Here is a 21,337-nt window from a genome sequence, read left to right on the forward strand (position 1 = left end):
AGGCAGAGGCCGGCGCATGGTCATGCCCGCTGCAGGCCCCGTGATCGTGACCGTGGTCATGGGCATGGGCATGGCCGTGAGCATGGCCATGCCCATGGTCATCACCGCACGCTTTGCCGTGCGAATGATCGTGCCCGTGGTCGTGGGCATGCCCATGGTCATGGTGGCCGCCGCAGCCGGCGTGGTCATGCGCGTGGGCCGCATGGCACGGTGCAGGTGCTGCGGACATTTCGGACGCGGGCAGTGCCTGCACGTCGAAGCCCAGGGACCGGATTTTCTTGGCAATGTCGCGTGCAGTATTTCGGCTACTTGTGCTGCGCGTCAACGTCAGCGTCTCATTTGTAAAATTAACCTGTACATTTGATACGCCATCAATTCGACCAAGCGCTGTTTCAATCTTGCCGACGCAACTGGCGCAATCCATACCTTCGACCCGAAAGCCCAGTTGTTCGTCCTGCGCTCCTGTGCCGTCCAATGTTTCCAAAGACATATCAATCTCCTGGTTCTCTGAGTAATCGCCGTGGCAGGACGCACAAATCAGCGATCGGAATGTTATGCAAACAAATGAACACTTGTTTGTATGTTTATTCAAAAAAAAGAAAGAATCTCTTTCTGGCTGAACCATCCGACCGCTGCTTTATGCAGCTGCCATTAAGTCATTTTTTGTTGCGCAGCATCTGGTAGGTTTCAAATGCGGTGCGGTAGGCATCACTATAGGTATCAGGCGTCTGCTCACCAGCCCAGAATCCAGCCATTCCCGCAACCTGCCAATCTGCCAATCTGCCAAATCACTCTTTACTTGAGCACGAGTCAATGCCACCGGAGCCTTGTAAGCCGCACCCAGCTTGAGCTGGAGATAGCTCTCGTAGGCTTGTTGGTAGGCTTGGGTGTGCGAAGCGGTGGTGATTCCGCGCGAGGTGAACGCGTGCATGCCGGAGATTTTCCACAGTTCCAAATCAGCCATCACTTCAGCACGAGTCTTTCCTGCTGAGGGCGCCTGATACATATCACCTTGGGTCAATTGCAAGTAGCGCTGAAAGGCAGCCTGGTATTGAGGGCTGAACGTATCCGGGCCGCTTTCGCCGCGAGACAACGCTTCCAACCCAGATTGCCTCCAAGCAGCCAGATCCTCCTGGACCTGTTGCCGTGTCATATCTGCGGCGAACGGTTGAGCGTTTACTCCAGCAGCAAAAAGTGCGGAAAGCAGAACAGCAAAGCGAATTTTCTTGGACATGGTCAATACTCCTTGACGTTAAAAATAATGGCGTGGTCCTTACGCCTTTCGGATACCCCGTAGACAAATAATAACACACATGAAGATATGTTCAAGTGTTTATTTTTAGAGTGCTTTTTGCTTGGGGTCTTCTAGGCATTCAGCAAGGCGCGCCGGTGTCTCTCTAGATTAATAGCCAAAAAAAGCCTACCCCTTGAAGGCGTAGGCCGGCGCGCACTCACATGTTCAGTCAATCGTCGTGTCTGTCCTCCGAAATGTGAACCGCCATGTCCTGGAGTACCTGGCTGACGTGCTGGTCGGCAATGCCGTAGAAGATGTGCTTGGCTTGGCGCTCGCCGCGCACGAGGCGCGCGCCGCGCAACAGGCGCAGGTGATGGCTGACCAAGGACTGCGACAGGTCTAGCGAGCCAGCAATGTCGCCCACTGCGACCGATCCGCGCATGCACTGCAACAGGATTTTCAATCGCGATTGGTCGCCCAGCAGGCGGAAGGTCTCTGCCAGAACAGCGACGTCACTTTGCGATAGTGCGAGGACATCAGTGGTCGTGCCGTGGTTAGAGGTCGAACATTGCACAATAGCGGCGCTGGTGGTTTTGCGGGATGTCATGGATTCAAACCCTCAAGTGAACTGCGAACCGTCTAGCACGGCCTCAATGCTTGTGACCGGGAGCGGAGTGGTCATGGTCATGATTGTGCTCACTGTGGTCGTGGCCGCTGTGGTCCTGACGGCCTGTCGTGGGTTGCAGGCTGCAGATGTTCTCGTCAGCCTCCGAGTTCCAGTCGATTCCGACTGTGGCGTGTTCGATGCTGAACTGCTCTCGCAGCACCGCCTCGACGCGCTTGACCACAGCTCGCGCCTCCTCGTCCACGTTGGGTCGAACGTGTAGCGTGGCCATCGTGCGACCGGAAGTGAGTTGCCACACGTGAACATGGCTGACAGCCGCCAGGCCGGGCACAGTGCTCATCAGGCCTTGTTCCACCTTTTCCGGCGAAGCGTCCTCTGGCGCACCCTCCAACAGGATATGGATCGACTTGGCCAGGAGCTTCCAGGCGCTGCGCAGAATCAACGCCGCTACTAGAACCGACAGGATGGGGTCGATCGGAGTCCAGCCGGTGAAGTAGATGACGATCGCTGCAACGATGGCGCCGACAGAGCCGAGCAGGTCACCCATCACGTGGAGGATGGCACCTTTCACATTGACGTGATCGGTTTCGCCGCGGGTCATGATCCACAGCACGAGGACGTTGATCAGTAAGCCGAGCACGGCGACGATCATCATCGGGCCGGCGAGGATGACGGGCGGCGCCTGCAGCCGCTCCCACGCCTCGTAGGCGATCCATGCGACGATCGCGAACAGGGTCACGGCGTTCAGGAAGCCGGCGATGACCTCGAAGCGCAGGTAACCGAATGTGCGTTTGCTGTCGGCTGCGCGGCGACCGAATCGGAAGGCAGCGTAAGCCAGGGCAAGTGCCACGGCGTCGGTCAGCATGTGGCCAGCATCGGCAAGTAGGGCTAGCGAGCCCGACAGCACGCCGCCGACAGCTTCCACGAGCATGAAGCCGAAGATCAGGAAGAAGGAAACCAGAACCTTGCGCTCGTTGGCGCTCGTCACTGTGGGGGTGTGGTCGTGATCATGGTCGTGACCATGGTCATGTGCATTGGATTGGGACATGGGCGCCTCTGCTGGTTGAGTGTTTGACTATGGCGAAATATAACACATGAATATGTGTTCATGTGATATATTTTCGCTCACCCTTCTCAGCCTCCGAAGCCATGCGTTGTGATGCCGCAACGAGAAAATGTGCCTATCCTTTCGGCCAGATACGGTGCAGGTCATCCAGAATCAGCTGGTGATGGTGCCTGCCTTGGTCTGCGTGTGTGCGTAAATGAGGGTGATCCGGCGGCAAGCTGGGGTGGTCATGCGCCACGTCAGAAGGGTCGCTGGCCGGCCACAGCCAGAGCGTCAGCGCCACGCCGGCCAAGCCGACCAGGGACATGACAATGAAGGTCGATGGCAAGCCCATGACCGCGCCGAAGCGGCCGGCAAGTGGGTAGCAGATGAGCCAACAGGCGTGCGACAGCGCGAAGTGTGCCGCGAAGATCGCAGGACGGTCCTCGGCATGGGCCGAGCGGCGCAGAAGACGGCCGGATGGCGTTTGCGCCACGCTGTAGCCAAAGCCGATGATCAACCACAGCGGCAGCAACAATGCATAGCTCGGCAGCAGTGCGCCGATCCCCGTGCCCACGACCAGTACGGTAGCGCCGGTGAGCATCGCGGTTCGGTCGGCCACCTTTTCCAGTAAGGATGGCAGAACGAAGGCTGCCACCATCGAACCGCCTCCGAATGCCGCCAGTGCCGACGCCACTTCGACCTCGCCTAGGCCAAAGCGCGCCTTCACGAGAACCACCGTGTTCACGATCACCATGGCGCCCGCCGCCGAGACGGCCAAGCTGATCGCCAGCAGGCCCCGCAGGCGTGGCGTAGCGAGATAGATGCGTGTGCCGCGGGTCGTGCGATCCCAAATGCCGCGGCGCGGTCCGGGAATAGTTGTGGGCAACCGCACGCTGACCACGAGCGCGGCTGAAACGAGGAAACCGAGCACTGTTCCCGCGAACAGGTTGTGAAAGCTGATGACGGTCAGCAGCGCAGCAGCCAGCATCGGGGAAATCAGGCTTTCCAGGTCATAGGCCAGCCGGGACAGCGACAGCGCCTTCGTGTAGTCCTCTTCATCGGGAAGGATGTCCGGGATAGTGGCTTGGAAAGTCGGCGTGAAGCCGGCGGATGCCGCTTGCAGGACAAAGATCAGCAGATAGATCTGCCAGACCTCGGTGACAAAGGGCAAACAGATCGCGACAACCGCTCGTACCAGGTCCAGCGCTACGAGCAATGACCGTCGCGGGAACTGGTCGGCGAAGGCCTGTGCGACTGGAGCGACTCCCACATAGGCCAGCATCTTGATAGCCAGCGCCGACCCGAGCACCGCACCTGCATCGGCCCCGGCCAGCTCGTAGGCAAGTAGGCCGAGCGCTACCGTCATCAGGCCTGTGCCGACGAGTGCGATCACCTGCGCGGTGAACAGGTGGCGGTAGGTGCGGTTCTTTAGGACGGAGAGCATCGAGAGACCTCAGAGCAGTCTGGTTAGCGCCTTCATTTCGGCTAGAACGGAGTCCTCATCATGAGATAGGCAGTGGTCGATGTGGTCATGGATCAGGACGCGCTTGGCCGCTGTGACGGCGCTCTCCACCGCAGCGAGCTGGCGAGCGATGTCCAGGCAGGTTTCTTCTCCTTCGATCATCCCGATGACGTGTCGCAGATGACCCTCGGCGCGCTTGAGCCGTTTCACGAGATCTGGGTGGCTGGTGTGCTTGTGCATCTCTTTCATGCAGCAATCATATCCCCCCCCGGGGGATATGCTCAAGGAGTCTGCATAGCTGTTTGCGCAGTGGATTAGCCCCACCTCGCCTCTCGATGTCTTGCGCCCGACGCCCTCTCTAAGGCGATTGGTGCTCAAAGGATGTAAGGTTTTCTTTCCCATTCATATGAATAGATATACAATTGTTCATATCTAAGCCAGTGAACAGTGGCTTTTCAACGACAAGCACTTGCTCGGAAAGAGAACACCCAGCCGGGGGTAAGTACTGATGCAACACCGATGGAGAATTGAATGCTTCGCAAAGACATACGCAAGGGATGGATATGGGCGGTATCCACGCTTTGGGCCGGCACCGTGCTAGGGGCTGTTGAGAATCACCGTGAGTTGATAACTCCAGCTGCGAGATAGATCATCGCCGCGAAGCTGGTATCCGTCTTGTCGCTGCGCATTGCAATTCGCTTGAACTCCTTGAGCTTGCCAAAGAAGTTCTCTATCAAGTGACGCCACTTGTAGACCTCCCAGTCAATCTCCAGCGGCTCTCTCCTTCGCGGCATCTGTGAGATCACCACCTGTGCGCCTCGTTTGTCCAACTCTTGGATTAGCCAGTTCACATCGAAGGCCTTGTCGGCCAGCAAGGCTTCAAAGTGCACATCGGCGATCAGCTCTCTGACCCCCTTGGTGTCATGGCGCTGCCCTGGCATCAAGACGAACTTCACCAGATTGCCCAATGCATCCGTCAGCGCCAGTATCTTCGTGGTCATACCGCCCCGCGAGTGGCCTATGGCCTGGCCCGAAGTCCCCCTTTTGCCCCCTGGCCGTGCCGATGCACTTTCACAATCGTGGCATCCACCATCGCATATTCCATGTCTGGCTGCTCGCTCACCGCGTCAAACAGGCGTTGAAATACGTCGGCCTTGACCCAGTCTCTGAAGCGCTTGAACACCGTGTTCCACTTGCCGAACTCTGGCGGCAGGTCTCGCCAAGGGCTGCCTGTGCGGGCAATCCACAGCACTGCCTCAACGAAGCGGCGGTTGTCTGTGCCGCTTCGCCCCGGATCACTTGGTTTGCCAAGGCAGTGCGGCTCCATCTTGTCCCATTGCGCGTCTGTCAGTACCCATCGAATGCTCATGCGCCTATTGCATCACATCCATTCACGCATTTCAGATTAATTCTCAACAGGCCCTAGCCCAACAAACGCGCACCTTCTACCAAAAGTCGTTCGCGATGGGCGAGACGGACATGCCGACACGCCTTCGCATCGAGCAGGAGGCCACCGAGGCCGAGCGCGCGGCGCTGCTCGCCAAGGTGGAGCATGCCGCGGCCATCTCGTCCCTGTTGCAGGCACAAGGCACGCTGCCGCAGCCGACCGAGACTTTCACTGACATCTCCGGCACGCGCTGATCGGCGCGCGCTCAACCATCCTGGAACCTTAGAAATGTCGCAATCCTCTTTCTGGCGTGCAGCTGCCTTGTCCAGCCTCCTGCTTGGCAGTAGCGCAACGTGGGCCGGCGACGGCCATGACCATGGCGAAGCCGCTCCTGCCCCCGCAGCGGCCGCGCTTCCGCGCTTTGCCGCAGTTTCCGATGACTTCGAACTGGTGGGTGTGCTGAACGGCCAGCGTCTCACACTCTACCTCGACCATGCTGCCGACAACCGGCCGGTGACCGATGGCGAGCTGACCCTCGAGCTGGGTGGTCAACAGGTAAAGGTCAGCTCACACGGGGTTGGAGAGTTCGAGGCCGATCTGACTGAGCCGCTATCCGATGGCGAGACCTCAATCATGGCCACTATTACTGCGCAGGGCCAATCGGACCTGTTGACGGGCGTTCTCGATGTTCATAGCGAAGACGCCGAACACGAGCATGCCGTCGCATCCGGCCGTGTGGTCGTACTAGGTGGCGGTGCCGCAGTCCTCGGCGTCGGTGTCCTAGCGTGGGCGCTGCGCAGACGTACACGCACCAACGGTGCACTGCGAGGTGCAGCATGAAGCGCAACTTCCGTTTCCTAATGACGACGGCCATGGCGGCTGCATTGGCTCTGGCTGCTCCCGCGTTCGCTCACGACGGCCATGACCACGGCGACGAAGCGCCGGCTGCGTCTTCCAATGGCCCCCAGCGCCAGCCTGATGGCAGCGTGTTTCTTCCGAAACCGTCGCAACGTCAGATCGGTGTACGCACCCAGCTGATCAAGCAGGAGCCCTTGGCCCGCAGCCATGAACTGGCTGGCAAAGTAATCATGGACCCGACGACAGGCGGCAAGGTCCAGGCAATGGTAATGGGCCGGCTGGTGCCCGGGCCGGATGGTCTGCCGCAGATCGGCCAATCCGTGCGCAAGGGCCAGGTGCTGGCTTACATCGAACCGGCCAGCGGTGTGCTGGAGCGCTCAGGCCAGATGGCCCAGGTTGCCGAGCTGCGTGCGGGCCAAGCGCTCGCGCAGAAGCGCTTGGCCCGGCTGCGCGAGCTGTCGGAGACCGTGCCCCGCAAGGAGATCGAAGCAGCCGAAAGCGAAGTGAACAGCCTGACCGAACGCGCCCGCGCCTTGAGCGGGGGCCTCGCCGGCAGGGACGTACTGAAGGCCCCAGTCAGCGGCGTCATCGCATCCAGCCCCGCAGTTGCCGGGCAGGTCGTGGATGCGCGCGAACTGGTGTTTGAGGTGGTCGATCCGACCCAACTGCGCATCGAGGCGCTTGCCTACGATCCGGCAATGGCACAGAACCTGGCCGGTGCTGCACTCGCAGTAGGCGGTCAGAAGGTGCCGCTGAGCTTCGTCGGTGCCGCCAGCAGCCTGCGCGAGCAGGCCCTGCCCATGCTGTTCAAGGGCACCAGCGAAAGCCTCTCGCGCTTGGCGGTCGGTATGCCGGTGGTGGTCTTCGTGCAAGAGGCGACGACGGTACCTGGCTACCGCGTGCCTTCCGGTGCGCTGATGAAGAACCCTGCCAACCAGAACATCGTCTGGGTCAAAGACCAGGCCGAGCGCTTCGAGCCGCGTGTCGTGAACATCACTCCTTTGGATGGTGCATCCATCGCTGTCACTTCGGGCCTGGCGGACGGCGACCGCGTGGTTGTCGAGGGCGCGTCCCTGATCAATCAAGTTCGTTGAGGGGCACCATTCCATGTTCAAGTGGCTTCTCGAAAATAGCTTACGAAACCGGCTCCTGGTCATCATCGGGGCGCTGGTGCTGATGGCGTATGGCGCGTTCACCCTGACGCGCACGCCGGTAGATGTCTTTCCCGATCTCAACAAGCCGACCGTCACTCTCATGACGGAGGCTGGCGGCATGGCTGCCGAAGAAGTCGAGCAACTCATCACGTTCCCGCTCGAAACGGCCATGAACGGCCTGCCCAGCGTCGAAAGCGTGCGCTCGGTCTCCAGCGCCGGGCTTTCCTTCATCTACGTGACATTTGACTGGAAGACCGACATCTTCCGGGCGCGCCAGATGGTCTCCGAACGCCTGACGTCCATGGAGGAAGGGCTAGCCCCGGGCGTGACGCCCACTATGGGGCCAATCAGCTCAGTGATGGGCGAGATCATGCAGATTGCAATCCCCATCGGTGCCAAGCCCTCAGGGCAGAAGAACGCAGCCCCGCCGCTGTCGGCCATGGACACTCGCGAGTACGCGGACTGGGTGCTACGCCCCCGGCTGATGGCCATACCTGGTGTTGCCCAAGTCATCCCGATCGGAGGCGAGGTCCGTCAGTTCCAGGTCCAGCCCAACACCACGCGAATGTCAGAGCTGGGCGTGACTGCGTCCGATCTGGATGCGGCTCTCAAGGGCTTCTCCGCGAACACTTCCGGCGGCTTCCTGGAGATCAATGGCCGCGAGTACCTGATCCGCAACCTGGGCCGCACGTCCCGACTCGACGACCTGCGTAACCTGCCTCTCGCGGTGCGTGCGGGCCAACCCATCCTGCTCCACCAGGTCGCCGATGTTCAGTTTGCGCCAGCCATCAAGCGCGGCGATGCGGGCTTCGAGGGCCTGCCAGCCGTGATCCTGGGCATCCAAAAGCAGCCCACGGCCGATACGATTGCACTGACCCGCTCGATCGAGTCAGCGTTGGCGGACATGAAGGGCTCACTGCCGGCTGGCATGGCCGAGCCACAGGTGACCTTCCGACAAGCCAACTTCATCGAGGCGTCCATCAGCACGCTGCAAGGCAAGCTCATCGGCGCATCGGTCTTCGTGGCGGTGATCCTGTTCTTCTTCCTGGGCACTTTGCGCCCCCTGGTGATCGCGTTGACCGCGATTCCTGCCTCGATCTTCGTGACCGGGCTGGTGTTCCACTATTTCGGCCTATCAATCAACACCATGACGCTCGGTGGGCTGGCGATCGCCATCGGCGGTCTCGTGGACGATGCTGTGGTCGATGTGGAGAACATCATGCGGCGGCTCAAGGAGGACCGCACCCGCCACCCTGAGAACCGGCTGACGCCCCTGGTCATCGTTGCCAGGGCCTCGATGGAGGTTCGCTCGGCGATTCTCTACGCCACGATGATCATTGTGCTGGTGTTCCTGCCCCTGTTCGCGCTGCCGGGGATGGAGGGGCGCTTGTTCGTGCCGCTGGGCATCGCCTTCATCGTCTCCACGCTGGCCTCGCTGCTGGTCTCTGTGACGGTCACTCCGGTGCTTTCGTACTACCTGCTGCCCAAGATGAGGACGCTGGACCATGGCGACACTCGGCTTCTAGCCTGGTTGAAGACGCGCTATCAGGGCGGCCTGCAGCGGGTCTTGCAGCGGCCGCGTGCCGCCCTTGGCATGGCCGCTGTGGCTGTCACACTGGCTGTCGCCGCGGTGCCATTCTTCCCGACCACGTTCCTGCCCCCGTTCAATGAAGGAACGTTGCTGGTGGGCCTGCGCCTGAATCCCGGTGTGACGCTGGCCGAATCTTCGGCGCTTGCCCAGCAAGCCGAGCTGCTGGTCGCGCAGGTGCCAGAGGTGCAGCACGTGGGCCGGCGCAGCGGACGGGCCGAGCTGGACGAGCATGCCGAAGGCGTGCATGTCAGCGAGCTGGACGTGGGCCTGCTGCCCGCCTCGGAGCTAAAGCGCTCCATGGAGGAGATCACCGCCGACATCCGTTCGCGTCTGGCTCACTTGCCCGGCTCCATCGGCATTGGCCAGCCGATCTCGCACCGCATCGACCACATGTTGTCGGGGGTGCGCTCGCAGATCGCCATCAAGGTGTTCGGCGAGGACCTGGACGTCCTGCGCGGGCAGGCGGATCTGCTGCGCGCCAAGCTGGCCGGAATTCCGGGGCTTGCTGACCTGGAGATCGAAAAGCAGGTCCTAGCGCCGCAGATCAAAATCCGCGTGGATTATGCGGCGGCGGGACGCTACGGCGTGGCCGCACCGCAAATTCTGTCCACGCTGCAAAGCCTGGTCGAAGGCGAAAAGATCACCGAGGTCATCGAGGGCAACCGCCGCTTCGCGCTGGTGGTTCGCCTGCCCGAGCAGGCGCGGTCGATTGAGGGCTTGAGCCGCATCCTCATCGACACGCCCATGGGTCGGGTCCCGTTGTCGCGCCTTGCCACCATCGAAGACAGCGACGGCCCCAACCAGGTCAGCCGCGACGATGGCCGTCGACGCATAGTTTTGTCGGCCAACGCTCAGGGACGGCCGCTGTCCGAAGTAGTGGCCGACATACGCAGCGTCGTCCAAGAAGTGCGCTTGCCCGAAGGCTACTTCATCACGCTGGGCGGCCAGTTCCAGGCACAAGAGGAAGCCTCGCGACTGGTGGGCCTGCTGTCCATCGTCTCCCTGACGCTCATGTTCGTGGTGTTGTACACGCGCTACAAGTCGGTCGTCCTATCAGCGCTCATCATGGTGAACATTCCATTGGCCCTGGTCGGCGCCGTGTTGGGGCTGTGGCTGTCTGGCCAGCCGTTGTCCGTGGCCGCCCTGGTCGGCTTCATCACGCTCGCGGGTATTTCTGTGCGCAACGGCATCCTGAAGGTGAGCCACTACCTCAACCTCATGCGCATGGAGGGCGAGGACTTCGACCAGAAGATGATCGTGCGTGGCTCGCTCGAACGGCTTTCCCCGGTTCTGATGACCGCGCTGGTCACGGCCTTCGCGCTGGCCCCGCTGCTGTTCGAGGCGTCCCGACCCGGTACTGAGATCCTGCACCCCGTCGCGGTGGTGATCTTCTCGGGGCTGGTCAGCTCCACGCTGCTAGACACCTTCCTTACACCCGCCATGTTCTGGCTGTTCGGCCGCAAGCCTGCCGAACGCCTGCTGGACGACCGCGACGCGGAGGCATTCTGATGCAACGCCTTCTGTCACCCGATTTCAACCACCGTAACCCTATAGGAGCTTTCATGTCTGTTCGATTTCGTTCCCTCACGGCCGGCACCGCCCTCGCCCTGGCATCCGTCACCGCCTTCGCCGCAGGCGACCATGACCACGCGCATGACCACAAGCCGCTGCATGGTGGCGTCGTGACCGAAGTCCGGGACGTGGACTACGAGTTGGTCGTTCAGCCCGCAGCAGCGCAACTCTACCTGCGCGACCACGGCAAGCAGGTCAATGTAAGCAACACCAAAGCCAAGCTCACACTGTTGACCGGCTCACAAAAGCAGGAGGTGCAACTCACGCCTGCCGCGGACGGAAGCCGCCTCGAAGGCAGCGGGACCTTCGCCGCAGCCAAGGGCACGAAGGCCGTCGTCCAAGTCGAACGTGGGGGCAATACCGCGAGCGCCCGGTTCGTTCTGCCGTAGTGTTCAACGTGATCGTCAGGGAACGAGCTGTAATCTGGCGACCACCTGACAAAAGGCGCGACATAGGCGCTCACTATTTCCTCAAAAACTTTGGAGATGTAAATCATGGAAATGCATTTCGACGTCATTGTTATCGGTGCCGGCCCAGGCGGATACATCGCGGCCATTCGCGCTGCCCAATTAGGCATGAAGGTCGCTTGTGTAGATGCCTGGAAGAACAAGGACGGAAAGCCAGCACCTGGCGGCACCTGCAACAACATCGGTTGTATCCCTTCGAAAGCGCTACTGCAGTCGTCAGAGAACTTTGAACAAGCCAAGCACCACTTTGGCACGCACGGCATCTCCACGGGTGATCTGCGCATGGATGTGACCACGATGTTGGAACGTAAGAATCAGGTCGTGAAGTCCAGCAACGAAGGCATCCTTTATCTGTTCCGCAAAAACAAGGTCCAGTTTTTCAACGGCCTGGCGTCTTTCACCAGGACTGTCGATGGTGGCTTCGAGGTGAGCGTCGCCGCCGATGAGGCTGTTACCTTGGTGGGCAAGCAGATCATCGTTGCCACAGGCTCCAACGTGCGGCCACTCCCCAACCTACCGTTCGATGAGCGGGTCGTGCTCTCCAACGACGGCGCGCTGGACATCGCGGCCGTGCCCGATCGGTTGGCCGTCATCGGTGCCGGCGTGATCGGCCTGGAGCTGGGCTCCGTTTGGCGCCGCCTGGGGGCGGATGTCACGATCCTCGAAGGCTTGCCCAGCTTCCTGCCAATCGTCGACCAAGCCATCGCCAAGGAGGCGAAGAAGGCGTTCGACAAGCAAGGCCTGAAGATCGAACTAGGTGCGAAGGTTCGCGAAGTCAATGCAACCGAGGCTGGCGTGACTATTCACTACACCGACAGCCAGGGCCAGACGCAGTCCTTGCAGGCAGACAAAGTGATCGTGGCTATCGGCCGTGTGCCCAACACCGAAGGCCTGAATCCGGCCGCCGTGGGACTCCAACTGGATGAGCGCGGCGCCGTGCTGGTGGACGATGAATGCCGCACCAGTGTGCCCGGCATCTGGGCCATCGGTGACGTGGTGCGTGGCCCGATGTTGGCGCACAAGGCGGAAGAGGAAGGTGTCGCAGTGGCCGAGCGCATTGCCGGCCAGCACGGTCACGTCGATTTCAATACGATCCCCAACGTCATCTACACCAGCCCAGAGATTGCCTGGGTAGGCCGCACCGAGCAGCAGCTCAAAGAGCAGGGCACCGCCTATCGAATCGGTTCCTTCCCGTTCATGGCCAATGGCCGCGCGCGTGCGCTGGGCGACACGCCGGGCCTCGTCAAGGTGATCGCCGATCCTGCCACTGATGAGATACTCGGCGTGCATGTGGTCGGCCCGCAGGCCAGTGAACTGGTGGCCGAGGCCGTGATCGCCATGGCGTTCAAGGCCAGCAGCGAAGACATCGCCCGCATCTGCTTTGCCCATCCGACCCTCTCCGAGACGTTCAAAGAGGCCTCGCTGGCCGTGGACAAGCGCGCGCTCAACTTCTGATTGATCGGAAGCGGCATCCAAACCACCTCACCGAACGCAGCTGCGGGCGGTGGGGCGCATATCGCCATGGAACGTAGGCCACGCCGCAACGGCATGCTATGCCCAACAGTTACTCGTCGTTGTGGTCTTCCGCGATGTGGGTGGCCATATCCAGCAGCACCTGGTTCACGTGCTTGTCCGCCACCTCATAGAAGATCTGTTTGGCTTGGCGCACGCCCTTGACCAGGCGAGCACCGCGCAGCAGCCGCAGGTGGTGGCTCACCAGCGACTGCGAGAGTTCGAGGGTTTCAGCGATGTCCCCGACCGAGGAAGAGCCTTTCATGCAGCACAGCATGATTCTCAGCCGGGACGGGTCACCCAGGAGGCGGAATGTCTCAGCCAAGATGGTCACGTCATTCTGTGACAGCGATTCCAAATCGGCGCTGGGACCCTTCGGTGGGGTACTGAATGGCTTACTTGTATTCATTTTTAAAATATTTCCTAACCTCGAATGGCTGTTTTCGCCCTTCAGAATTAACAAGGCAGCGGCCGCTTAGGCGCGCGCAGCAAAGAACCAGTGCGAGCCTGGCAGGCAAGGCCTCCGTTCCCCGTGCACCGGGTCATTTCTGAAACCTGACAGCATCCGAAAAAGCGCTTGACCTTCCCACGATGGTAAACCCTAAGCTCCCTCCATGTCGAATTTCAACTATGGGAAGCACACCATGAGCATGGCAACAACGAGTAGTGCTGGCGCCCAAGCAGCGGCAATCAGCCTGCCCATCGAGGGCATGACCTGCGCAAGCTGTGTCGGCCGAGTCGAGGCCGCCCTTGCCAAGGTCGAGGGCGTGGCAAGCGTGTCTGTCAATCTCGCCACCGAGCGAGCGGACATTCGCCTGAACCGTCCTGTCGATCGCATGGCGCTGATCCAGGCGATCGAGAAGGTAGGGTACGACGTGCCTCAGGGCACCATCGAGCTGGCGATCGGAGGCATGACCTGCGCTTCGTGCGTGGGCCGCGTCGAGAAGGCGCTCAAGGCGGTGCCGGGCGTCACTGAGGCTGTGGTCAATCTGGCGACCGAGCGCGCTACCGTGCGTGGCGTAGCATCCGTGCAGGATCTGATTGCTGCTGTCGATAAGGTCGGCTACGAGGCCAGCCCGGTCGATACAGGCATGCAGGCCGACGAGGAAGCTGCCGAGAAAAAGGACGCCGAGCGCGCCGAACTCAAGCGCGACCTGACCCTGGCCGCCGTGCTGGCGCTGCCTGTGTTCGTGCTCGAAATGGGCTCGCACATGATTCCCGGCATGCACGAGTGGGTGGCTTCCACCATTGGCATCCAGCAGAGCTGGTATCTGCAGTTCGTGCTGACCCTGCTGGTGCTCGCCATTCCGGGCTGGCGCTTCTATGAGAAGGGCTTCCCGGCGCTGTTCCGCCTGGGTCCCGACATGAACTCGCTGGTCGCGGTCGGCACGGCCGCGGCCTTCGGTTATTCGATGGTCGCCACGTTCGCGCCCAGTCTGCTGCCGGCCGGCACGGTGAACGTGTACTACGAGGCGGCAGCCGTCATCGTGGCGCTGATCCTGCTGGGCCGCTTTCTTGAGGCACGGGCCAAGGGCCGCACCTCCGAGGCCATCAAGCGCCTGATCGGCCTGCAGGCCAAGGAGGCGCACGTGCTGCGCGACGGCCGCATCGTGGACATCCCGATCAACGACGTGGCGCAGGGCGACATCGTGGAAGTGCGCCCCGGCGAGCGCGTGCCGGTCGATGGTGAAGTGACCGAGGGCCGCAGCTTCGTGGACGAGTCGATGATCACCGGCGAGCCGATTCCCGTCGAAAAGGCGGAAGGCAGCACCGTGGTCGGCGGCACCGTCAACCAGAAGGGTGCGCTGACGCTGCGTGCCACCGCCGTGGGCGGTCAGACCATGCTGGCGCAGATCATCCGCATGGTCGAGCAGGCGCAAGGTTCCAAGCTGCCGATCCAGGCCGTGGTGGACAAGGTGACGCTGTGGTTCGTGCCCGCCGTCATGCTGGCCGCGGTGCTGACCTTCCTGGTCTGGCTGGTGTTCGGCCCGTCGCCCGCGCTGTCCTTCGCGCTGGTCAATGCCGTGGCGGTGCTGATCATTGCCTGCCCTTGCGCCATGGGTTTGGCGACGCCGACCTCCATCATGGTCGGCACGGGCCGGGGCGCCGAGATGGGCGTGCTGTTCCGCAAGGGTGAAGCCCTGCAACTGCTCAAGGACGCCAAGGTGGTGGCCGTGGACAAGACCGGCACGCTGACCGAGGGCCGCCCGGTCCTGACCGACCTGGAGATTGCCGACGGCTTTGACCGCAACCAGGTGCTGGCGAAGGTCGCCGCTGTCGAATCGCGCTCGGAGCATCCGATCGCACGCGCCATCGTCGAGTCGGCCGTGGAAGGTGGCATCGCGCTGCCGACGATGACAGACTTCGATTCGGTCACGGGCATGGGCGTGCGCGCCACCGTGGACGGCGCGCGTGTCGAGGTCGGTGCCGATCGCTTCATGCGTGAGCTGGGGTTGGACGTGGGCAGCTTCGCTCGCACGGCCGAGCGCCTGGGCAACGAGGGCAAGTCACCGCTGTACGCCGCGATCGACGGCCGGCTGGCCGCCATCATCGCGGTGGCCGATCCGATCAAGTCCAGCACGCCCGCGGCCATTGCCGCGTTGCACCAGCTCGGCCTGAAGGTGGCGATGATCACCGGCGACAACGCGCGTACCGCGCAGGCCATCGCCAAGCAACTGGGCATCGACGAGGTGGTGGCCGAAGTGCTGCCCGAGGGCAAGGTCGAAGCCGTGCGCCGGCTGAAAGCCAGCCACGGCCAGATCGCCTACGTGGGCGACGGCATCAACGACGCCCCGGCGCTGGCCGAGGCCGACGTGGGCCTGGCCATCGGCACCGGCACCGACGTGGCGGTGGAGTCGGCCGACGTAGTGCTGATGTCGGGCAACCTGCAGGGCGTGCCCAACGCCATCGCGCTGTCCAAGGCGACCATCGGCAACATCCGCCAGAACCTGTTCTGGGCGTTTGGCTACAACACGGCCCTGATCCCGGTGGCCGCTGGCGTCCTGTACCCCGCATACGGTGTGCTGTTGTCGCCGATCTTCGCGGCTGGCGCGATGGCGCTGTCCAGCGTGTTCGTGCTCGGCAACGCGCTGCGCCTGCGCCGCTTCCAGCCGCCGCTGGCGGCGGATACCGCTCATTGAGAAAGGAGGAACACCATGAACATCGGTGAAGCATCCAAGGCCTCGAAGGTCTCGGCCAAAATGATCCGCTACTACGAGCAAATCGGTCTGATCCCTCCGGCTGACCGCACCGATTCGGGCTACCGCGCCTATACCCAGGACGACGTTCACCGGTTGCATTTCATCCGGCGTTCGCGCGACCTCGGCTTCTCGGTGGCCGAGATCACGGACTTGCTGGGACTGTGGAATGACAAGTCGCGCCAGAGTGCTGATGTAAAGCGTCTGGCCCAGCAACACATCGACGAGTTGGACCGGCGCATCGAGAGCATGCTGGAGATGGCCGCGACGCTCAAGGCGCTGATCCGGTGTTGCGCCGGCGACGAACGGCCCGACTGCCCGATCCTGCACACGCTGGAGCAGCCCGATATCAGTGACAACAAGCCCGAAGCGCGCACTGGCGCAGTGCCGCGCCGCGCGCGAGCCAACGCAGCAGGAAAAAAGCCGTGTGCGCACTGAGCAGCCAGGAGAGATATGCCCAAAATCACCGTCTTGCCCCATCCTGAACTGGCGCCTGAGGGAGCCGAACTGAACGTGCCAGCAGGCACTTCGATCTGCGAGGCCCTGCTGGACAACGGCATCGAGATCGAGCATGCCTGCGACATGAGCTGTGCCTGCACGACCTGTCACTGCATCGTGCGCAAGGGGTTCGATTCTCTAAACGAAGTCGAGGAATGCGAGGACGATCTGCTCGACCGGGCCTGGGGACTGGAGGCGCAGTCGCGGCTGAGCTGCCAGGCCATCGTTGCGACCGAAGACCTGACCGTCGAGATCCCCAAGTACACGATCAACCATGCCAAGGAGAACCACTAGGAGCCTGCGTGCTGCCTCAGGCGCACCGGCCTGCGGCAGGGTTGCTCTGGCAGATGGAGGACTGACGGCATTGCCGCCAGATAACCAACCCGTGGGCCAGACCAACCCGCGAGCCAGGTGTCTACACTCCCTTTGCACGGTCGTCGGTTAGGCTGGAAAGGTCATCAACGTCCTTAAATCCGTGACGGCCGGCCCATGGAAAGTCCCACAGGAGAAGTCCTGCATGTCTGCGCCCAAGCTAGCCACGCTCTACCGAATGGTCATGCCCGGCCATACCTGCCCCTACGGGCTGAAGTCGCTCGATCTGCTCAACCGCAAGGGCTACGAGGTCGAGGACAAACACTTGGCAAGCCGCGAGCAGACGGATGCGTTCAAGAAGGAGCATGGCATCGAGACCACGCCCCAGGTCTTCATAAACGGGCGGCGCGTGGGCGGCTACGACGACCTACGCAAATTCTTCGGCATGTCCGTGAAGGACAAGAACGCCGTGACCTAGACCCCTGTGATCGCGCTGTTCGCCACGGCGGCCGCAATGGCGCTGGCGGCGAGCTGGGCGGCCTTCGGCCAAGTCTAGAGCATTCAGGCGGCAGAGTGGTTCGTGGCCTTTGCCATGTGCCTCCTGGCGCTGCAGAAGCTCAAGGACGTGGACGGCTTCGCGACGACCTGCTGGCCAAGCGCTGGGTTCGGTATGCCTATTTCTACCCGTTCGCGGAGGCCATCGCAGGCGTCCAGATGGTCGCGGGCGTGGGGATGTGGGTGTCGATTCCGTTGGCGCTGTTCATCGGGACCGTCGGGGCCGTGTCGGTTTTCAAGGCGGTCTATGTCGATCGCCGGGAACTCAAGTGCGCCTGCGTGGGCGGGGACAGCAACGTGCCGCTGGGCTTCGTGTCCCTGACCGAGAACCTGATGATGGTGGCGATGGCCCTGTGGCCAAGGTCGGCCTACCTTGGGATGCACTGAGCGCCGCGCCAGGTACGGCGCAGCGCACGTGCTCGCATCGGCCGTCCTGTGTGCATGCCGGCCACGATGCGGTGTTACTGCGCGCGCGGCGGGAAGCCAGCTTCGCTCAGGGCCGCGGCGATCTGCTCTTGCGAGGCCGAGGTCTGGACCTCGACACGGCGGGTCGGCGGGTCCGTGACGATCTTGGCGTTGGGGTCGATCATTTGGATCGTTTTCGTCACAGTGCGGGCGCAGCCGCCGCAGGTCATGTCTTCGAGATGGAATTGCATGGAAAACTCCTTTCGGGTTGGGGTGTTTGAAGTGTGCTCCTTGCCACCGTTGGAAGGTCAATCGCTATTTGCATCCCCGCCACACCAACCGGCCGAATGCTCATAGGGGCAAGGCCGTGGTGCTCTTTACGCGATCCAGCACGAAGCTGGTCTTGCAGTCCTGCACGCTGGGGTGCTTGAGCAGCGTGTCGAGCACGAAGCGGGAGTAGTGAGCCATGTCCATGACGACCACCCGCAGCAGATAGTCCATGTCGCCGGTCAGCGCATGGCACTCCACAACCTCTGGCCAGTTCTGGACAGACGCGCGGAACACGTCCATGGGATTGCGCTTGTGCGAGTCGGAGTACTGGGCCGACTTCTACACGAAGTTCTTCAACTTCCAAGAGATCCGCTACTTCGACATCAACGGCGAGTACACCGGCCTAGCCTCCAAGGCGATGAGCGCGCCGGACGGCCTGATCCGCATCCCGCTGAACGAGGAAGCACGCCAGGGCGGCGGCCAGATTGAGGAATTCTTGATGCAGTTCAGCGGCGAGGGCATCCAGCACATCGCCCTGCTGTGCGACAACCTACTCGATGCGCTCGACCGCGTGCAGATGGCCGGTATCCCGCTGCTGACCGCCCCCAACGACATCTATTACGCAAACTTGGAAAAGCGCCTGCCCGGCCATGGCCAGCCCGTACCCGAGTTGCAGGCGCGCGGCATTCTGCTCGACGGCACGACCGAAGGCGGCCAGCCCCGCCTGCTGCTGCAGATATTCTCCGAGCCGCTGCTTGGCCCGGTGTTCTTCGAGTTCATCGAGCGCAAGGGCAACTACCGCGAGGGCTTCGGCGAAGGAAACTTCGGTGCCTTGTTCGAGTCGATGGAACGCGACCAGATCAACCGTGGCTCGTTGGAAATCAACCCGGCCTGATTTGGGCCTTTCCATGAAGGCAGAGCGCCTTCAGTCCTACATCTCGCGAGCCCCTCTGTGGGCTCGCGCTACTTTGGCGTCAGTACTGCCTTAGCCGCTCAAGCATTGAGCGGGTTGGCTTCGGCGTCACGTTCCGAAACAGTTGCTACCGCCCTTGACTTGAGTTAATACATGAACATATGTATTCTTATTCAGATACACCGATGGCCTTTTTCCTCGCCCTGAAGAGGGACCCAGCACTACGTCGCCCCCTCTAAGCGCACTTCGGCAGCAATGCGCCGTGGCCAACCCAATGACCAGGATTGCTGAAGGACGTGCCCATGGAACTTCGTCATTTGCGCTGCTTCGTGGCTCTCGCCGAAGAGCTGCATTTCACCCGTGCTGCGGAGCGCTTGCACATCGAGCAGCCGCCGCTGTCCCGCACGATCAAGGAATTGGAAGACGAACTGGGGGTGCTGCTCTTTGACCGCGATCGGCGGGGAACGCGGTTGACGCCAGCGGGCACCACCTTCCTTCAGGACATTCGCAGGCTGTTCACCAACCTGGAGCAGGCACGAGAAAACGTCAGGGCGATCGCCGCAGGCCTAAGAGGCAGCGTGCGCATCGCCATCTCCGATGGCGCCATCGACCCGCGGCTGTCTGCACTTCTTGCCCTGTGCCGCCAGGAGGAGCCGGAGATCGAAATACGGCTCTCCGAGGTCACCCTGGCGGAACAGTTGCGGGGACTGCGATCCGGCGACTTCGCGATCGGTTTCGCACACACCGCGGACGTCGGCGACGGACTGGTGACGGAGCCCATCTGGCAGGACCCGCTGGTGGTGACCGTGCCGATCCGGCACCCGTTGCTGGCCCACAAGGAAGTGTCGCTACGTGAACTCGTGAGTTACCCGCTGGTGATGTGCGATCCGCAGCTTTGCGAGGGCTACTGCCGCGAATTGACCCGGCTGCTACATCCCCTGGAGCGCGAGTCCACCATCGTTGAGCATGTCTCGTCGCTGGACATGATGCTCACATTGGTCGGAGCTGGTTACGGCATCGGCTTCGCAACGGCGACCCGAATCGCGGCGTGTCAACGTCCCGACGTGGTGATCCGGCCGTTGGCGCTCGATTCGGCCGTCATCATCACCTACCTGCTTCGGCCCGAAGGCGGTAGCGGACTATCCGCACCCGTAGAGCGCTTCATCGAGCGTTTGCGTTCGCCAAAGAGCGATTAGCTACGACGCCTGCGCCACATCCGGCGTCACGCATCGCCCTGAAGGTAGAGGTTGCGCTCCGTGGCCGTCATCAGTTCGGCCGAGCTGATCTTGAGAGCCAGGGAAATTTTTAGAATGAGAGCGAGTGTCGGCATGTGCTCGCCGCGCTCAATCTTGCCCATGTGCGAGCGCGCGATCCCCGCCAAGCCCGCGAACTCATCCTGAGCAATCCCCTGAGCCAGGCGAGCGGCTCGCACCGCTTGCCCGAACGCCAACGCCGGTGCGGACTCATAGGTGGTTACTCCGGCGGGCCGTCCAGGCCGAATAGTGCGCTTCTGCATTCGCAGAAGCGTCATGGAATCACTGATCTTTAACCACGTTAAAGATATCTCTTGAGTATGATGTCGGCTGCTCTTTTCGATCCCGTTGCCTCTTGGGGGCATCCATGCACAACGCCATCAGACCGTCCCCGAATTTCACACTCGCCATAGCGCCAGGTGTGCCGTCTTCACGGCTGTCGGCGCTGCTTGCACTGCAGCGAGCGCACGAGCCGGGTGTCGCGATCGCCGTGCGTGAAGTTTCGGATCAAGAGCTGGTAACGGGCCTGCATGAGGGCCGCTACGACGCGGGGCTATCTCTTAGCAGTGCGGGGGATCACCTGACGAGTAGCCGGAGGCTGTGGTGCGAAAGCATGGCCGTCGCGATACCACCGCGGTTCCGTTTGGTTGATCAGGCGAAGCTCACCATCTCCGATCTTCAGGACTATCCAATCTATCGCTGGCAGGCGGAGGCTTGTCCCTTGCTGGACGAGAGGTTGGCCTCCCTGATGCCAGTGGACCAAGAGAACATCCTGCCTGCAACTTCATTCGAGATGATGGCGCTGTGGGTTTCAGCCGGCTACGGCATCGGCGTATGCGCGCAATCGCGCATCGAGCGTGCCCATCAATGGGGGGTAAGCATGCGACCGCTCGCCGATGGCCCCTATGAGATCGTGACGTACCTCCAACGGCCCCACGCGCAAGCAGATTCTGCTGCCAAGCGTTTCGAGCGCAGGGCGCTGCAGATCGCCGAGGCAGGCGCCCTGTAGCAGGCACTCCTATAG

The 21,337-nt window shown here is 61.8% G+C and carries 23 protein-coding genes and 3 pseudogenes; 15 read left to right on the top strand and 11 right to left on the bottom strand.

The features are described from left to right. Positions 1-16: 16 nt before the first annotated feature. On the top strand, positions 17-364 hold the full coding sequence (locus tag F7R26_RS41955; RefSeq protein WP_017642565.1) for a hypothetical protein: 348 nt from the start codon (positions 17-19) through the stop codon (positions 362-364). On the opposite strand, the pseudogene F7R26_RS41960 reads toward F7R26_RS41955, so the two are convergent. The 7 genes and pseudogenes from F7R26_RS41960 to F7R26_RS13575 form a co-directional block, all read right to left on the bottom strand. Beyond that, positions 311-625: pseudogene (locus F7R26_RS41960) on the bottom strand (cation transporter); the annotation flags it as partial. The gene F7R26_RS41955 and the pseudogene F7R26_RS41960 overlap by 54 nt on opposite strands. Positions 626-637: 12 nt before the next feature. Further along, complete coding sequence (locus F7R26_RS13550) at positions 638-1,234, bottom strand: DUF4148 domain-containing protein (RefSeq protein WP_017513346.1); 597 nt, start codon at positions 1,232-1,234, stop codon at positions 638-640. A 229-nt stretch (positions 1,235-1,463) separates the two neighbouring features. After that, positions 1,464-1,841, bottom strand: coding sequence for an ArsR/SmtB family transcription factor (locus F7R26_RS13555; RefSeq protein ID WP_003821152.1), 378 nt, complete (start codon positions 1,839-1,841; stop codon positions 1,464-1,466). Positions 1,842-1,884: 43 nt separating this feature from the next. After that, positions 1,885-2,907 (bottom strand): cation diffusion facilitator family transporter, encoded by a 1,023-nt coding sequence (locus F7R26_RS13560; protein WP_003821153.1) that lies wholly within the window; start codon positions 2,905-2,907, stop codon positions 1,885-1,887. A gap of 133 nt (positions 2,908-3,040) precedes the next feature. Continuing rightward, positions 3,041-4,351, bottom strand: a complete 1,311-nt coding sequence (locus F7R26_RS13565; RefSeq protein ID WP_003821155.1) for an MFS transporter — start codon at positions 4,349-4,351, stop codon at positions 3,041-3,043. 9 nt (positions 4,352-4,360) lie between these two features. Then, positions 4,361-4,618: a metal-sensing transcriptional repressor gene (locus tag F7R26_RS13570; RefSeq protein ID WP_003821156.1), complete on the bottom strand. Its 258-nt coding sequence runs from the start codon at positions 4,616-4,618 to the stop codon at positions 4,361-4,363. 365 nt (positions 4,619-4,983) lie between these two features. Continuing rightward, a protein-coding gene (locus tag F7R26_RS13575; RefSeq protein WP_150983178.1) for an IS5 family transposase occupies positions 4,984-5,738 on the bottom strand; the annotation gives its coding sequence in 2 pieces (ribosomal slippage) (positions 4,984-5,405 and positions 5,405-5,738; 756 coding nt in all). 110 nt (positions 5,739-5,848) lie between these two features. Between F7R26_RS13575 and F7R26_RS13580 the strand changes: the two genes are divergently transcribed. The 6 genes from F7R26_RS13580 (at position 5,849) to lpdA (ending at position 12,853) form a co-directional block, all read left to right on the top strand. Continuing rightward, positions 5,849-6,010, top strand: a complete 162-nt coding sequence (locus F7R26_RS13580) for a hypothetical protein (protein WP_225104336.1) — start codon at positions 5,849-5,851, stop codon at positions 6,008-6,010. Between the two features lie 34 nt (positions 6,011-6,044). Beyond that, positions 6,045-6,596 carry a hypothetical protein gene (locus F7R26_RS13585; RefSeq protein WP_015912829.1) on the top strand — a complete coding sequence of 184 codons (552 nt, stop codon included), beginning with the start codon at positions 6,045-6,047 and terminating at the stop codon, positions 6,594-6,596. Further along, positions 6,593-7,708 (top strand): efflux RND transporter periplasmic adaptor subunit, encoded by a 1,116-nt coding sequence (locus F7R26_RS13590; protein WP_003821159.1) that lies wholly within the window; start codon positions 6,593-6,595, stop codon positions 7,706-7,708. Before F7R26_RS13585 ends, F7R26_RS13590 begins: the two co-directional genes overlap by 4 nt. 13 nt (positions 7,709-7,721) lie before the next feature. Beyond that, complete coding sequence (locus F7R26_RS13595) at positions 7,722-10,868, top strand: efflux RND transporter permease subunit (protein WP_012614056.1); 3,147 nt, start codon at positions 7,722-7,724, stop codon at positions 10,866-10,868. Between the two features lie 53 nt (positions 10,869-10,921). Next, complete coding sequence (locus F7R26_RS13600) at positions 10,922-11,320, top strand: hypothetical protein (RefSeq protein WP_015912828.1); 399 nt, start codon at positions 10,922-10,924, stop codon at positions 11,318-11,320. A gap of 105 nt (positions 11,321-11,425) precedes the next feature. Beyond that, the gene (gene lpdA / locus F7R26_RS13605; RefSeq protein ID WP_015912827.1) at positions 11,426-12,853 is read left to right on the top strand and encodes a dihydrolipoyl dehydrogenase; all 1,428 of its coding nucleotides are present in this window, start codon (positions 11,426-11,428) and stop codon (positions 12,851-12,853) included. 109 nt (positions 12,854-12,962) lie between these two features. On the opposite strand, the gene F7R26_RS13610 is transcribed toward lpdA, so the two are convergent. Next, positions 12,963-13,319 carry an ArsR/SmtB family transcription factor gene (locus tag F7R26_RS13610; protein WP_015912826.1) on the bottom strand — a complete coding sequence of 119 codons (357 nt, stop codon included), beginning with the start codon at positions 13,317-13,319 and terminating at the stop codon, positions 12,963-12,965. 241 nt (positions 13,320-13,560) lie between these two features. Between F7R26_RS13610 and F7R26_RS13615 the strand changes: the two genes are divergently transcribed. The 5 genes from F7R26_RS13615 (at position 13,561) to F7R26_RS41970 (ending at position 17,859) form a co-directional block, all read left to right on the top strand. After that, positions 13,561-16,050 carry a heavy metal translocating P-type ATPase gene (locus F7R26_RS13615; RefSeq protein WP_202944282.1) on the top strand — a complete coding sequence of 830 codons (2,490 nt, stop codon included), beginning with the start codon at positions 13,561-13,563 and terminating at the stop codon, positions 16,048-16,050. Positions 16,051-16,065: 15 nt separating this feature from the next. Beyond that, complete coding sequence (gene cueR, locus F7R26_RS13620; RefSeq protein ID WP_012614052.1) at positions 16,066-16,545, top strand: Cu(I)-responsive transcriptional regulator; 480 nt, start codon at positions 16,066-16,068, stop codon at positions 16,543-16,545. 15 nt (positions 16,546-16,560) lie between these two features. After that, entirely contained in the window at positions 16,561-16,899 is a 339-nt protein-coding gene (gene fdx, locus F7R26_RS13625; RefSeq protein ID WP_012614051.1) for an ISC system 2Fe-2S type ferredoxin, read from the top strand. A gap of 223 nt (positions 16,900-17,122) precedes the next feature. Then, positions 17,123-17,395 carry a glutaredoxin domain-containing protein gene (locus tag F7R26_RS41965; RefSeq protein ID WP_012614050.1) on the top strand — a complete coding sequence of 91 codons (273 nt, stop codon included), beginning with the start codon at positions 17,123-17,125 and terminating at the stop codon, positions 17,393-17,395. Between the two features lie 95 nt (positions 17,396-17,490). Then, complete coding sequence (locus F7R26_RS41970) at positions 17,491-17,859, top strand: MauE/DoxX family redox-associated membrane protein (RefSeq protein ID WP_223656233.1); 369 nt, start codon at positions 17,491-17,493, stop codon at positions 17,857-17,859. 74 nt (positions 17,860-17,933) lie between these two features. On the opposite strand, the gene F7R26_RS13635 is transcribed toward F7R26_RS41970, so the two are convergent. Then, on the bottom strand, positions 17,934-18,128 hold the full coding sequence (locus tag F7R26_RS13635) for a heavy-metal-associated domain-containing protein (RefSeq protein ID WP_012614049.1): 195 nt from the start codon (positions 18,126-18,128) through the stop codon (positions 17,934-17,936). A gap of 100 nt (positions 18,129-18,228) precedes the next feature. Beyond that, a pseudogene (locus F7R26_RS13640) lies at positions 18,229-18,477 on the bottom strand (Lrp/AsnC ligand binding domain-containing protein); the annotation flags it as partial. On the opposite strand from F7R26_RS13640, the pseudogene F7R26_RS13645 reads away from it, so the two are divergent. After that, positions 18,473-19,042: pseudogene (locus F7R26_RS13645) on the top strand (4-hydroxyphenylpyruvate dioxygenase family protein); the annotation flags it as partial. The pseudogenes F7R26_RS13640 and F7R26_RS13645 sit on opposite strands and share 5 nt — an antisense overlap. Before the next feature lie 320 nt (positions 19,043-19,362). Continuing rightward, entirely contained in the window at positions 19,363-20,256 is an 894-nt protein-coding gene (locus F7R26_RS13650; RefSeq protein WP_012614048.1) for a LysR family transcriptional regulator, read from the top strand. 26 nt (positions 20,257-20,282) lie between these two features. On the opposite strand, the gene F7R26_RS13655 is transcribed toward F7R26_RS13650, so the two are convergent. Beyond that, the gene (locus tag F7R26_RS13655) at positions 20,283-20,591 is read right to left on the bottom strand and encodes a helix-turn-helix domain-containing protein (RefSeq protein WP_021205759.1); all 309 of its coding nucleotides are present in this window, start codon (positions 20,589-20,591) and stop codon (positions 20,283-20,285) included. A gap of 89 nt (positions 20,592-20,680) precedes the next feature. Between F7R26_RS13655 and F7R26_RS13660 the strand changes: the two genes are divergently transcribed. Beyond that, complete coding sequence (locus F7R26_RS13660; RefSeq protein ID WP_012614047.1) at positions 20,681-21,322, top strand: substrate-binding domain-containing protein; 642 nt, start codon at positions 20,681-20,683, stop codon at positions 21,320-21,322. Positions 21,323-21,337: the final 15 nt, after the last annotated feature.

The organism is Cupriavidus basilensis, from assembly GCF_008801925.2.
Lineage (GTDB): Bacteria > Pseudomonadota > Gammaproteobacteria > Burkholderiales > Burkholderiaceae > Cupriavidus > Cupriavidus basilensis.

Excerpts from the sequence above, each read along its gene's own strand:
- F7R26_RS13655 (WP_021205759.1), bottom strand. The coding sequence starts at position 20,591 with ATGACGCTTCTGCGAATGCAGAAGCGCACTATTCGGCCTGGACGGCCC.
- F7R26_RS13560 (WP_003821153.1), bottom strand. The coding sequence starts at position 2,907 with ATGTCCCAATCCAATGCACATGACCATGGTCACGACCATGATCACGAC.
- F7R26_RS13585 (WP_015912829.1), top strand. The coding sequence starts at position 6,045 with ATGTCGCAATCCTCTTTCTGGCGTGCAGCTGCCTTGTCCAGCCTCCTG.
- cueR (WP_012614052.1), top strand. The coding sequence starts at position 16,066 with ATGAACATCGGTGAAGCATCCAAGGCCTCGAAGGTCTCGGCCAAAATG.
- F7R26_RS13570 (WP_003821156.1), bottom strand. The coding sequence starts at position 4,618 with ATGAAAGAGATGCACAAGCACACCAGCCACCCAGATCTCGTGAAACGG.
- lpdA (WP_015912827.1), top strand. The coding sequence starts at position 11,426 with ATGGAAATGCATTTCGACGTCATTGTTATCGGTGCCGGCCCAGGCGGA.
- F7R26_RS13615 (WP_202944282.1), top strand. The coding sequence starts at position 13,561 with ATGGCAACAACGAGTAGTGCTGGCGCCCAAGCAGCGGCAATCAGCCTG.
- F7R26_RS13660 (WP_012614047.1), top strand. The coding sequence starts at position 20,681 with ATGCACAACGCCATCAGACCGTCCCCGAATTTCACACTCGCCATAGCG.
- F7R26_RS13635 (WP_012614049.1), bottom strand. The coding sequence starts at position 18,128 with ATGCAATTCCATCTCGAAGACATGACCTGCGGCGGCTGCGCCCGCACT.
- F7R26_RS41955 (WP_017642565.1), top strand. The coding sequence starts at position 17 with ATGGTCATGCCCGCTGCAGGCCCCGTGATCGTGACCGTGGTCATGGGC.
- F7R26_RS41965 (WP_012614050.1), top strand. The coding sequence starts at position 17,123 with ATGTCTGCGCCCAAGCTAGCCACGCTCTACCGAATGGTCATGCCCGGC.
- F7R26_RS13555 (WP_003821152.1), bottom strand. The coding sequence starts at position 1,841 with ATGACATCCCGCAAAACCACCAGCGCCGCTATTGTGCAATGTTCGACC.
- F7R26_RS13595 (WP_012614056.1), top strand. The coding sequence starts at position 7,722 with ATGTTCAAGTGGCTTCTCGAAAATAGCTTACGAAACCGGCTCCTGGTC.
- F7R26_RS13650 (WP_012614048.1), top strand. The coding sequence starts at position 19,363 with ATGGAACTTCGTCATTTGCGCTGCTTCGTGGCTCTCGCCGAAGAGCTG.
- F7R26_RS13550 (WP_017513346.1), bottom strand. The coding sequence starts at position 1,234 with ATGTCCAAGAAAATTCGCTTTGCTGTTCTGCTTTCCGCACTTTTTGCT.
- F7R26_RS13590 (WP_003821159.1), top strand. The coding sequence starts at position 6,593 with ATGAAGCGCAACTTCCGTTTCCTAATGACGACGGCCATGGCGGCTGCA.
- fdx (WP_012614051.1), top strand. The coding sequence starts at position 16,561 with ATGCCCAAAATCACCGTCTTGCCCCATCCTGAACTGGCGCCTGAGGGA.
- F7R26_RS13600 (WP_015912828.1), top strand. The coding sequence starts at position 10,922 with ATGTCTGTTCGATTTCGTTCCCTCACGGCCGGCACCGCCCTCGCCCTG.
- F7R26_RS13565 (WP_003821155.1), bottom strand. The coding sequence starts at position 4,351 with ATGCTCTCCGTCCTAAAGAACCGCACCTACCGCCACCTGTTCACCGCG.
- F7R26_RS13610 (WP_015912826.1), bottom strand. The coding sequence starts at position 13,319 with ATGAATACAAGTAAGCCATTCAGTACCCCACCGAAGGGTCCCAGCGCC.
- F7R26_RS13580 (WP_225104336.1), top strand. The coding sequence starts at position 5,849 with ATGCCGACACGCCTTCGCATCGAGCAGGAGGCCACCGAGGCCGAGCGC.